Consider the following 11924-nt stretch of genomic DNA (forward strand, 5'->3'; position numbering starts at 1 on the left):
TGCCGCAGGCCGGTGCCGGGGTCGCGCAGGGCACCGGATAGCGTCGTCCACCGCACGGCCGTGCCGTGCCTCCCGCCCCGTCCGGCCGATCCTCTGGAGCACGCCATGGCCTACGACGTCCACGCGGTCCGCGCCGCGATCCCGGGTCTCCTCCCGGACTCCGCCCGCTTCGACGCGCCGGGCGGCACCCAGACACCGCGGCCCGTCGTCGACGCCATCGCCGCGACGCTCCTCGGACCGCTGGCGAACCGGGGCCCGCACAGCCCGGGCGAGCGTGCCGCGGAGGCCGTCGTCGGCGCGGCGCGCGCCGCGCTGGCCGACTTCGTCGCGGGCGACCCGCGCGGCGTCGTCTTCGGCCGCAGCGCCACCCAGCTCACCTACGACCTGGCGCGCACGCTGTCCCGGACCTGGACGGCGGGCGACGAGGTCGTCGTCACCCGGCTCGACCACGACGCCAACATCCGGCCTTGGACACAGGCCGCCGAGGCGGTGGGTGCCACCGTCCGGATGGCCGACTTCGACCCCGACTCCGGTGAGCTGACGGCCGACCAGCTGGCGGCCGTGCTCTCCCCGCGCACCAGGCTGGTCGCGGTGACCGCGGCGTCCAACCTCATCGGCACCCGCCCGGACATTCCCAAGATCGCCGAGCTGGTGCACGGCGCGGGCGCCCTGCTGCACCTGGACGCCGTCCACTACGCGGCGCACACGGCGGTCGACCTCGCCGCGCTCGGCGCGGACACCCTGGTCTGCTCGCCCTACAAGTTCCTCGGTCCGCACCTCGGGGTGCTGGCGGCGCGTCCGGAGTTCCTGGAGACGCTGCGGCCGCAGAAGCTGCTGCCGTCGAGCGACCGGGTCCCGGAGCGGTTCGAGCTGGGCACCCTCCCCTACGAACTGCTGGCGGGCGCCGCGGCGGCGGTCGACTTCCTCGCCGCGCTCGACCCCGCGGCGACCGGCAGCCGCCGGGAGCGCCTGGAGGCCTCCTTCGCGGCCCTGGCCGGACACGAGCGGTCGCTGCGTGACCGTCTGGAGGCGGGGCTGGCGGCGCTGCCCTCGGTGACCGTGCGCTCCCGGGCAGCGCGGCGCACCTCGACCCTGCTGGTCACGGTGGCCGGGCAGAGCGCCGCCGACCTGTCCCGACGGCTGGCGGAACGGGGAGTGTACGTCCCGGCGGGCTCCTTCTACGCGCTGGAGGCATCGCGCCACCTCGGCCTGGGCGACGAGGGCGGCCTGCGCATCGGCCCCGCGCCCTACACCAGCACGGAGGAGGTCGACCTGCTGCTGGAGACGCTGGGTGACCTGATCCGCCAGCGCGGCCGGTGACTGCCCTCAGGACTCGTCCGCGAGCGGGTCGTGGCCCCAGTTCATCAGTGAGTGCCGCCAGCGGGAGTCGCGTACGTCGCCCGACGGGCGTTGGGCGAGATGGCGGCGGACATAGCCGACAACCTTGCGCATATGGGCGTAGTCGTCGTCGGTGAGGTCGCTCTTCCTGGCGCGCAGGATGGTCAGGATGTGGCGGCCGGAGGCGTGGCCGGTGGACTCGCCGCCGTCCGGGTGCTGCCCGGCGGCCCGCGAGTCGTCGGTCTTCAGCCACTTCTCCAGTTCGGACGGCTTCATGTTGACCAGCTCCCGGAAGTCGTCCCAGGTGGTGTCGTGGTCGTCGGCGGTCATGGCGGTCACTTCTTCCGCAGGGCGGAGGGCTTGTGGACCGCGGTCCTGCCTGACTTGTCGCTGCGGACCTCGTACTGCGGCTCGTCGGGGGACGCGTCGACGGTGCGGCCCGCGGCCTCCATCCGTTCGGTGATCTTCTTCTCGACCCTGCCCCGGGTCTCGGTGCCGTGGGTGCTCCAGGCGACCTTCTCGCCCTTGCGGAGGGCCTTCTTCTCCTTGCGCCGACTGGTCATGACGGTTCCTTTCGTGGGGGGCTCGCGGGGCCGCCGCGGTCCTGGGGCCGATAGCGGGCGGCGGTGGGCTGGCCTGCGGTGAGGTGTTCGAGGACCTCGGCGAGTTCCTCGCAGGCCAGTTCAACGGACTGCCGGGTGTGCCGCTGCTCGGTGATCACGGCGGACAGCAGCAGCGCGGTGAGCGCCATGGTGCCGTTGAACGCCTGGAGCTTGCCCATGACCTCCGCGTGGCTGAGCCCCCGGAAGGGGCCGACCCCGTCCGTTGCGGCGATCGTCGCCAAGACGGAGGTGAACAGGGCGCACAGCATGCTGCCCGCGACCTGGAAGCGCAGAGCGGCCCAGATCAGCAGCGGGCAGACGAGGAACAGCACGCTGACCGAGCTGCGGGTGGCGAGCGGCACGATCAGCGCGGTGGCGACGCACAGCGCCGTCGCCTCGGGCCAGCGGCGCAGCCGCAGCCGTGGGCGGGCCGTGGCCGCGACGAGCACCAGCGGGGTGACGATCAGTACGCCCATGGCGTCCCCGACCCACCAGGCGAGCCAGACCGTCGCGAAGGCGTCCGGTTCGAGCCGGTCGGTGAGGACGAGGTTGCTGGTTCCGGCGGTGGCGCTGACGAGGGTGCCGAGCAGGGCTCCCAGCAGCACGAGGGTGATGCCGTCGCGTAACCGGGCGAGGTCGGGCCGGAAGCCCGCACCGCGCAGCCACAGGTAGGAGAGGACGGCGGCGAGGGTGTTGCCCGCCACGGTGAGCACGGCGGCGGGGCTGACGGACGTGCCGGTGATGGAGAGGATGACGAGGAAGGCGCCGAGGGCGATGCCGGGCCAGACGTGGACGCCTAGGATCAGCAGCGCCGCGAGGGCGACCCCGGTGGCGGGCCAGATGGGGGTGAAGACGGCGCCTTCGACGGCGAGCTGCCGCATGAGGCCGAGCCGTCCCGCCGCGTAGTAGCACACGGCGACGGCCAGTGTCTGGAGGCCGGGCACGAGGGCCTGGCGCAGATCCTGGGTTGCCACCACAGCTGCCATCAGACACCGTCGGCGGCTTCCCGGCGAGGTGGGGGACGCCCCGTCCCGCCCAATGGGTGGGGCGGGCCCTCCTTCACCGTCCGTGCTCGGGAGCGCTCGCCGTCCATGGTCGGAGGCGGTCACCGTCCGTGGTCGGTGGCTCCGTCGTGGCGGACGACGAGGACGGCCGCGTCGTCCTCGTGGCCGACCCGCTCGGCTCCCTTGATCACCGCTCCGGCGAGCGCCTCGGCGCCCAGTCCGGCGACCGCGGCGACCCCGGCGAGGCGGACGGTCTGGTCGAGCCCTTCGTCGAGGTCGAGGGAGGGTCCCTCCACGACGCCGTCCGTGACCAGCACGAACACACCGCCGATGGTGACGCGGTAGCGGTAGACGGGGTACCGCATGCCCTCCTGGAGGCCCAGCGGCGGTCCCCCCTCGTCCTCGGTGATCCCCGCCCGGCCGTCGGCGGTGGCCCACACACAGGGGATGTGGCCCGCGCGGGCGCTCTCCAGCAGTCCGGTGGCCGGGTCGAGCCGCATGAAGGTGCAGGTGGCGAAGAGGTCCGTGCCGAGGCTCATCAGCAGGTCGTTGGTGACGGCGAGCAGGTCGCCCGGGTCGCTGGTGACGGAGGCCAGGGCCCGCAGCCCGACCCGCACCTGGCCCATGAAGGCGGCCGCCTCGATGTTGTGTCCCTGTACGTCGCCTATGGACAGGCCGATACGGCCGTCGGGGAGCCGGAAGGCGTCGTACCAGTCGCCGCCGACGTTGAGGCCGTAGCAGGCGGGCACGTACCGGGCGGCGAGCCGGAGGCCGGGGGCGGCGGGGAGGTCGGCGGGGAGCATGCCGCGTTGCAGGGCGATGGCCAGTTCCACCTGGGAGCGCTGGAACTCCGCGCGCTCACGCGCCAGGGAGGTGAGTGAGCCCAGTCGGGCGAGCAGTTCGTCGCCGTCGAGGGAAGGGCGCCTGCGGAACATCCATCACTCCGGCGGTTTTCATCCCTTATGAGAGAAAATAGGTGATTCGTACTTTACAGGGCCACGGCCGTCCGGTCCCAGCACCAGTAGAGACCGACGAGCACGACGGGCACCGTCAGCGCGGGCAGCGCCCAGCGCTGGGCGGGCGTGCGGCGCAGCAGCCGCAGCGGCGGGAAGGCCACGGCGACCAGGACCAGCTGCATGGCCTCGATGCCGAGGTTGAAGCTCAGCAGGGACAGCAGCAGCTCCCAGGAGCCGCCCTCGTCGATGCCGAGCGCTCCGGCGAAGCCCAGCCCGTGGACCAGGCCGAACCCGAACACGGCCGGGAGGCGCCGGCGCCCGCCGCCGTGCCGGTCGCGCGGCAGCAGCGCCGCGAGCGCCACCACGGCGACGGAGGCGGCGATCACCGGCTCGACGACCGCCGCGGGCACCCGCACCGTGCCGGTGGCGGCCAGCAGGAAGGTCACGCTGTGCGCGGCGGTGAACGCGGTCGCGGTGCCGACCACGTCGCGCAGGCCGTGGGCGCCGAGCAGCAGCGCCAGCAGGAACAGCAGGTGGTCCGGGCCGAACAGCAGGTGTTCCGCGCCGAGCAGGAAGAACTCCGTGATCTGACGGGACTCCTGGGCGCCGCCGGTCGTCAGCGTCGGCTGGGCGGAGGTGAGGACCTGGGAGCCGCGCCGCCCGTCCACGTCGTAGTGGACGATCGTCCGGGTGCTGTGCACGAACGTCTCGGCGTCGGGGAACAGCGCGCTGGAGACGCGGTACGGGCCGTCGCCGGAGCCGGGGCAGTCGTAGGTCAGGGTGAGGACGGCGAAGGGCCGGCCGCCGCGCTCGCGGACGTCGGCGTCGCCGACCCGGCGGGGGATGCAGTCGGCGCCGCCGCGGGTGATCGCGAACCGTTCGGTGACGTACCCGGTGACCGCTTCGGCGTTGGCCCCGAGCTGGCGCAGCTGTTCGGCGCGGTCCTTCGCCTCGTAGGCCTCGGCGTAGAGCCAGGCCGACTTCATCAGCAGGTCGTACTCCAGGTCGAGGGTCGCCTCCAGCTGCCGCCCGGTGCCCCGCACCTCGGCGTAGGCGGTCGAGGTGGCGTCGTGCGCGGCGGCGGGGGCGGGCAGCGCCAGGACGGCCGCCAGCGCGGCGAGCAGGGCGAGGAGGGCTGCGGGCGGACGGCGCGCGCGGAGGGTGGGCATCAGGTGTCGGTCCCGTTCGCTTGGGGTGGGGAAGGGCGGCGCCCGCCGCCCCGGGCCGGTCGGGTCCGGGTCGGCGGGCGGGTGGACGGCCGGTCAGCGCGGGCCGGCGACCGTGCCGAACCAGGGGCGGACGGGGTGGTCCGGCGCCCAGGTGCCGGGGCGCCCGTGGGCGTCCTTGGTCACGAACACGCTCGGCGGGGAGGCGGTGACGCCGCCGCCCGGGGAACGGGCCGTGACGAACCAGGCGTGCGCGGTGTCCGGCTTCAGGTCCCTCCAGGTGACCTTCGCCGTCTCGCCGGAGGCCACCTTGTCCCGGCCGATGACGCGGACCGGGTCGTACAGGGCCAGCGAGTCGGTGCTGAAGGTGGTCCGGCGGGTGGTGAGGTCGACGGGGAGGACCATGTTGTCCTCGGTGCCGTCGTAGCGGTGGTCGGTGTCGTACTCGGTGGCGCCGAACTCGTCGAGGAACGGTGAGTAGGTGTCCACCGTCAGCTCGGCCCGGTCGACGTCGAACTGGAGCATCCGGAAGAAGCCGGCGCCGAAGCGGAGCTGGTCCTCGGGCTGGTAGCCGCCGATCTCGGTGAGGCCGAGCCGGTCCGCGGAGACCGTGTAGAACTGGTAGTCCGCGAGGAGTTCGACGACGTCGTGCTCGATCTCGCCGACCCTGGGCTTCACATTGGTGCCGACGCCGTGTTCATGACCGGCGAGGATCAGGAACACGTTCGGGTTGTCCTGGACCACCGTCTTGTACAGCATCGACCCGTCGGGCGCGGAGAACGGGGCGCCGCGTCCGTCGGGGCTGCCGCTCGGCGCGAGGTAGTCGTGCGAGAGCAGGATGCCGTTGCGGTCGGAGAACCGCTTGAAGACCGAGTCGGCCCATTCGGCCTCCTCGCGGGTGACACCGTACGAGAGTCCTACGACGACGAAGTCGGCGCCGCCCGCGGAGAACAGGTCGTAGTGGTTCTGGTTGTCGCCCGGGCGCCAGGGTCCGCCGTACTCGGCGTGCTGCCAGCCCTGGGAGAGGGCCTGGTAGCGGTCGGGTCCGTAGTACTGGTTGTAGAGGGCGTCCGGGCCGGTCTCGGTGCCGGACTGGTTGTCGTGGTTGCCCGCGATGACCCCGTTGGGCACGCCCGCGTCGTCGAGGATCCGCTGCTGCCGGGAGGACACTTCCATCTCGCCGACGGCCTGGCGCCGCGCGGCCTCGTCGGCGGGCCTGCGGATGTTGTTCTCGATGATGTCGCCGGTGTGGGCGACGTAGGCGATCTTCCGCTCGTCCTTGTTGGCGGCGATCCAGCGGGTGGTGTCGCCGTACGCCCGCTCCCACACGGCCCGCTCCTCGGCGGTCTCCTGCTCCACCGCGCCCTCGGAGAGGTACTGGGTGTCGGTGAAGTGCACCAGGGAGAAGTCGTACGAGTCGGGGTCGGCGAAGCTGTTGGGGTCGCCGGCGTCGATGTCGTCGGCGAACGGGTCCTCGCCGGTGAGCATGACGTGGACCTGCTGTCCGTCGACGTACAGTCGGTCGACCACGGAGTCGAGCACGGTCGCACCCTCGGCGGCGCCACGGGCGCTGGTGAGCACGTCCCACTGCCCGGTGGCGGTGTTCCACGCCCGCAGCGCGACCAGCCGCTCGGGGTCGGCGACGCCCTCCCAGCGCAGCACGGGGGTGTCGACGTGGCCCTTCACCTGGATGTCGTAGCGCTGGTAGGTGACGTCCTCGGCGGCGGGCGCGGTGAGCGAGGTGCCGTCGGCGGGGGCGAGGCCGCGCGGCTTCACCTTCTTCTCGCCGGGCACCCTGAGGGTGGTCGGCAGGGCCGGGGCCGTCCCCTGGTACATCTGGTTCGGGGTGAGGATCTCGGCCTCGGAGAAGGTGGCGGTGACGGTGCCGCCGTCGGGTTCGGCGACCTTCGCCGAGAGGGTGACCTTGCGGTCCGCGTCCCGGGTGCCGGACTTGGGGGTGAGGTCGGCGGGGGTGTCGGGGATGCCGGCGGAGGTGAACCGGACTTCGCGGGTGCCGGTGTTGCCGAGTCCGTCGGTGGCGGAGACCGTCAGGGTGTGCGGACCGGCGGACAGGCCGGGGCCCACGGGGGTACCGAGGTCGACGGGTTTGCCGTCGAGTTCGACGTGGGGGCCGTCGACCACTCCGGAGGGGTCAGCGAGGCGCAGGTCGAGGACGACCGACGCGGTGAGCTTCTGCCCGGGTGCGGGGGTGCTGGTGGCGATCCGGGGCGCCGAGTTGTCGGTGACCAGCAGCCGGGTCGCGGTGCTGCCGGTCGTGGAGGTGGCGGCGAGGGTGTGCCCGCCGTCGTCGAGCCGGGCGGTGTCGAGGTCGGCGCGCAGTCCGCGGGCCGGGCCGTCGACGTAGAACTCCAGGTCGATCTCGGTGAGCGGGTTGACGTTGCTGCCGCAGTTGCCGTCGCCGAGGCTGTAGGAGCCCTTGAGCATCCGGCCCTCGGCGGTGCCCTCCGCCGGGGTGAGGGCGATGTCGGAGATCGCGAAGTCGTCCCGGTTGTCACCGCAGGAGGTGGGGAAGGTCCCGGCGACGAAGTCGATGGTGTTCCAGCCGGGGACCAGCCACTCGTCGGGGAAGGTCACCTCGACGCGCTCGCTGACGAGGTCGCTGTCGAGGACGTGCTTGTGCCCGTTGACCAGAAGGTGGTTGCCGTAGCGGGCCTCGATGGAATTGCTGCCGACGGTGAAGCCGAGGCTGGCGTTGCCCGAGCCGAGGGTCTCGGAGACGTGCACGGCGGGGGCGTCGACGGTGAAGCGCAGGTCCACCTCGCGCAGCCGGATGGTGCTGCTGCCGCAGCTTCCGTCGCCCATGGCGTAGGAGTCGGCGATGTCGTGGCCGGTGACGGTGGCGCCGTCGAGGGCGAGGGCGATGTTCGAGATGTCGAAGTCGTCGCGGTTGGGGCCGCAGCTCTCCTGGTAGGGGCTGGTGACGACGGTGACGACGTTGTCACCCGGCTTCAGGAAGCGCGCCGGGACCGCGATGTCGACGCGTTGGCTGACCCAGGTGCCGCCGAGGTCGATCCGCTTGCCGTTGACGAGCAGGTGGTTGTCGTAGCGGTCGTCGAGGGAGTTGGAGCCGACGTCGAAGGAGAACGTCGCCGCGCCGTTGCCGAGGTGGGCGTCGGTGACCGGCGGCCCGCCGTCGACGGTCAGCGACTTCACACCGCCGGAGCTGCCCGCGGGCAGGCTCGCGAGGACCGGCTGCTCGCCCTTGACGAGGGTGCCGTCGACGGGCAGCAGGCGGGGGGCGCCGGGCGGGGCGTTGTTGACGGTGACCGAGTTGGTGACGGTCCGGCCGGAGCTGGTGGTGGCGGTGAGGGCGTGCTTGCCGTTGGTCAGCTCCGTGGTGTCCAGGTCGGCGCGCAGGCCGGTGGTGCCCTGGGGGTCGGACAGGGTGAAGAAGGTGAGCGTCGCCTTCTTCAGCAGCGTGGTGTTGGTGCCGCAGCTGCCGTCGCCGAAGGAGTAGGTGTACTCGTTCTCCTCGCCGTCGGCGACCTCGCCCAGCAGTTCCAGGGTGATGTCGGACAGCACGAAGTCGTCGTGGTTCAGGCCGCAGGAGCTGTCGATGGCACCCGAGACGATCTCGATGGCGTTCTCGCCCTCGCGCAGCCGCTCGTTGGGGATCTCGACGGTGGCACGCTCGTTGACCAGGTCACCGATGGCGACGCGGTAGTCCCCGTTGACCAGGATGTGGTTGCCGTAGCGGGCCTCCGTCGAGTTGGAGCCGACGTCGAAGTGGAGCCGGGAGACCCCGGTCGTCCGCTCGGCGGGGATCTCCTCGCCGTCGACGGCGAGCCCGGTGACGGAGTCACCGGCCGAGGCGGGTGTGGCGGCGACCTCCTCGGTGCCTTCGAGGTAGGCGCCGTGCTCGGGGGTGAGGAGGGGCAGGCTGGTGTCGGCCGCCGCCCCTCTGGTCCTCCGGTCGCCCTCCCCGGTGGTGGTCTCGGCGTGCGCGCTGGTGACGCTCGCGCCGACGAGGAGCAGCGCGGTGAGCGCCGCGCCCACGAACCGCTGTCCCCGTGGTCTGCCGCCCGGGCGTCTTCGCCCCAGTCCTGGCCGCATCGGCAGCCGTCCCTTCTGATGTGCCGCAAGAGGAAGGGGCGATACCGGACGGTGCACGGCATGCCCATGGCGGATCCTGGGCAGTGCAGGTGAACGGAGCTGAAGGGGCCGTGAAACGTTCAGCCCACAAACACCTGTCGGGCAGGGTGACTTCTGGGGACGGGGGCCGGTGGCGGACGTACGGGGACCGGCGCGGAACTCGGCTCCGACTCGGCGGCCGGGCATCCGGCAACGGCCAGAGGTGTTGCCCCGGCCGTTGACAGGTCTGTTCAACCGGTCTGATCCTGCTGGTTATTGACCATGACGCAGGGAGCCCGGGTATGGCAGTTCATAACCGGCGGGGCGACGCACTTCGGTGGGCCCGGTACCCGGAGATCGCCGGCTGATGGCCGGTCTGCGTCGGGAACGCCTCCGCGAGCGCCGCCCGTCCCTCTCGGACACCCGTTACCTGACCCCTGAGCAGTGGGCCGAGGTCGACCGGATCCGCACGGAGTGGCAGGCACACGAGCAGGCCACCGGGCCCGCCGACCGGACCACCTCTGAGGCGGCGATCAGCGAGCTGTACCGGACCGCGGGCCGCTCCGCCCCACGGTTCGCGTGGGTCGCCTCGCCGAAGGAGGCCGACGCGCTGATCCGCGCGGCCACGGGCAGCGAGCCCGGCAGGTCCCCCGTGGGCCCCGTCGGCGCCTGGCTGCCCACGGCCGGGAAGCGCCAACTCCGAGTGCCGGTGCCCCACCGGGAGGAGCAGTCCGTGGCGGGGTGGCTGTCCGGGCTGTCGCGGCCGATGCTCCGGTCCCTCTCCCGCACCAGCCCCACCGACCCCCTGGGCCTGCACACCGCACCGATACGCGCCGCCTACCGCCCGGCGTTGTACGAGGTCCCGCGCCGACTCGGCATCAAGTGCTACTCGTCCCGCTCGACGCGACGGCTGGACGCATGGCTGGAAACCGTCCGCTCGTGCGGCTCGTGGTGGCCCTTCGAGGACGTGTGCGTCGTGTCGGAGCGGCCCACGGAGGTACATCTGGAACCGGGCCCGGAGGCAAACACGTCCCGGCTGCACCACAGCGACGGTCCCGCCCTGCTGTACCCCGACGGCACCGCCGTGCACGCCTGGCACGGCGTGCGCGTCCCGCCGTACGTCATCACCGGCGAGCTGACCGGCCAGGACTGGCTGAACGAGGCCAACGGCGAAGTCCGCCGGGCCATCGCCGACCGGATGGGCTACGACTGGCTGCTGGAGCACTGCGGGGCGAGGCGGTTCGCCACGGACGACTACGGCTCCCTGTGGCGTATCCCCGACCCACGCGATCCGAGCACCCTGCGGCAGGACTACGGTCCGCCGGTCGGGGACGGCCGCTGGTACTACCCGGACGGCAGCGAGCCGGAGGAGGACATCGTGCTCGTCCTCGTGGAGAACTCGACTGCCGAGCCGGACGGGTCGTACCGACGGTACGCGCTGCGGGTCCCGCCCGACCAGACGGTGCCCCGCGACGCCATCGGATGGACCTTCGGCCTTCCGCCGGACACGTACGCTCCGGACGCGATGACCTGACGCACCGGGGACCGGGCGGCCGGAGGTTCTCTGGTTGCTCACGGAGGAGTCAGATCACGCCCGGGGGCCCTCTCCGGTGCCGTGCCGTCGGAGACGCCCAGGTCCTGGGTTCCTATGACGGACAGCAGCTCCAGCTGCTCGGCTCCCCGGCTCCCGGGCGGCGCCGTGAACCAGAGCAGGCGTTGGCGCCCGTCCTCGCTGAGCAGGTTGTGGCAGTCGAGTTCGATGACGCCGAGCGTGGGGTGGACGATCTTCTTGTGGTCCATGCGGCGCACCGCGACGTCGTAGGTGTCCCAGAGAGCTGCGAACTCCTGGCTGCGGCGGCGCAGCACGGCGACCATCCTCGTGACCTCCGCGTCCCCGCCGCGCCGGGCGGCGGCCGCGTGGAGGTCGGCCGCGAACACCCGGGAGTGGTGGGGGTGGTCCTCGGCCGGGTACCTCTCGCGCGCCCCCGGGTCGGTGAACCAGCGGTACACGAAGCTCGCCGCCGGGCCACGGTGTGCCGGGGACCTGCCGAGCAGGTTCCGGGCCAGGTCGTTCTCCACCAGGGTTTCGTGCAGGTCGGTGATGACCCGCGCCGGTGTGTTGGACAGCCGGTCCAGCAGCCCGAGGAGCGCGGGCTGCACATGTGCCGACGGTCCGTGTGCTGACGGCGGGACCGGCCGTTCGGCCAGGTGGAACAGGTGGTCGCGCTCGTCGCCGTTCAGGCGCAGGGCTCGGGCGAGGGCGGCCAGGGTCTGGGCCGAGGGCTGCACGCCGTGCTTTCCACGGGCGCGCTCCAGCTCGGTGTAGTAATCGGCTGACAGCCCTGCCAGCTGGGCGACTTCCTCACGGCGCAGCCCGGGGACGCGTCGGCGCGGGCCCGGGGCGAGACCGACGTCGGCGGGGCGGATGCGGTCACGGCGTGTCCTGAGGAAGGCGCCGAGTTCTGGGAGGTTCACCCCTCCATGGTCGCTTGCGCTCCCGGACGTAACCAGGGGACGGCGCCCCCCGGGTAAAGGCAACCCTGGCAAGGGCTCCGGGACCGGCCGATCGTCGAGGACGCAGCAGGGCCACGGCGAGACCGCGGCCTTGACCGCATCTACCGACAGGAGTCAGACGTGCCCGCCCTCCCCTCCCCCGAACCCTCCGCCTCGCTCCGCGTCGCGATCGTCACCGGCGGCTCGCGCGGCATCGGCCGCCGGACCGTCGCCCGGCTGGCCGCCGACGGGTACGCCGTCGTGGGGGGGGTG

The 11924-nt window shown here is 72.6% G+C and carries 9 protein-coding genes and 1 pseudogene; 3 read left to right on the forward strand and 7 right to left on the reverse strand.

Features of this window, described 5'->3' with window-relative positions; genetic code table 11:
- Positions 1 to 105 precede the first annotated feature (105 nt).
- Positions 106 to 1320 (forward strand): cysteine desulfurase-like protein, encoded by a 1215-nt coding sequence (locus KBY47_RS31525; RefSeq protein ID WP_210927203.1) that lies wholly within the window; start codon positions 106 to 108, stop codon positions 1318 to 1320.
- A gap of 6 nt (positions 1321 to 1326) precedes the next feature.
- Here the strand turns inward: KBY47_RS31525 and KBY47_RS31530 are convergent, their stop codons facing one another.
- The 6 genes from KBY47_RS31530 to KBY47_RS37285 form a co-directional block, all read right to left on the reverse strand.
- The gene (locus KBY47_RS31530; protein ID WP_210927205.1) at positions 1327 to 1668 is read right to left on the reverse strand and encodes a DUF3140 domain-containing protein; all 342 of its coding nucleotides are present in this window, start codon (positions 1666 to 1668) and stop codon (positions 1327 to 1329) included.
- A gap of 5 nt (positions 1669 to 1673) precedes the next feature.
- Positions 1674 to 1901 (reverse strand): DUF2945 domain-containing protein, encoded by a 228-nt coding sequence (locus KBY47_RS31535; protein WP_210927207.1) that lies wholly within the window; start codon positions 1899 to 1901, stop codon positions 1674 to 1676.
- Positions 1898 to 2926 carry an MASE1 domain-containing protein gene (locus tag KBY47_RS31540; protein ID WP_210927209.1) on the reverse strand — a complete coding sequence of 343 codons (1029 nt, stop codon included), beginning with the start codon at positions 2924 to 2926 and terminating at the stop codon, positions 1898 to 1900. The genes KBY47_RS31535 and KBY47_RS31540 overlap by 4 nt, the downstream gene beginning before the upstream one ends.
- 119 nt (positions 2927 to 3045) lie before the next feature.
- Positions 3046 to 3879: a PP2C family protein-serine/threonine phosphatase gene (locus tag KBY47_RS31545; RefSeq protein ID WP_210927211.1), complete on the reverse strand. Its 834-nt coding sequence runs from the start codon at positions 3877 to 3879 to the stop codon at positions 3046 to 3048.
- 53 nt (positions 3880 to 3932) lie between these two features.
- Entirely contained in the window at positions 3933 to 5069 is a 1137-nt protein-coding gene (locus KBY47_RS31550; protein ID WP_210927213.1) for a HupE/UreJ family protein, read from the reverse strand.
- 93 nt (positions 5070 to 5162) lie between these two features.
- Positions 5163 to 9083 (reverse strand): metallophosphoesterase, encoded by a 3921-nt coding sequence (locus tag KBY47_RS37285; RefSeq protein WP_210927215.1) that lies wholly within the window; start codon positions 9081 to 9083, stop codon positions 5163 to 5165.
- A 442-nt stretch (positions 9084 to 9525) separates the two neighbouring features.
- Here KBY47_RS37285 and KBY47_RS31560 point away from each other — a divergent pair, with 442 nt between their 5' ends.
- Complete coding sequence (locus tag KBY47_RS31560) at positions 9526 to 10692, forward strand: DUF6745 domain-containing protein (RefSeq protein WP_210927217.1); 1167 nt, start codon at positions 9526 to 9528, stop codon at positions 10690 to 10692.
- A 38-nt stretch (positions 10693 to 10730) separates the two neighbouring features.
- Here the strand turns inward: KBY47_RS31560 and KBY47_RS31565 are convergent, their stop codons facing one another.
- A complete protein-coding gene (locus tag KBY47_RS31565) occupies positions 10731 to 11633 on the reverse strand; it encodes a helix-turn-helix transcriptional regulator (RefSeq protein WP_210927219.1) in 903 nt (300 codons plus the stop codon).
- A gap of 159 nt (positions 11634 to 11792) precedes the next feature.
- Here KBY47_RS31565 and KBY47_RS36815 point away from each other — a divergent pair.
- A pseudogene (locus KBY47_RS36815) lies at positions 11793 to 11924 on the forward strand (3-ketoacyl-ACP reductase); the annotation flags it as partial.

The sequence above is a fragment of the Streptomyces sp. B93 genome, assembly GCF_018070565.1.
GTDB lineage: Bacteria > Actinomycetota > Actinomycetes > Streptomycetales > Streptomycetaceae > Streptomyces.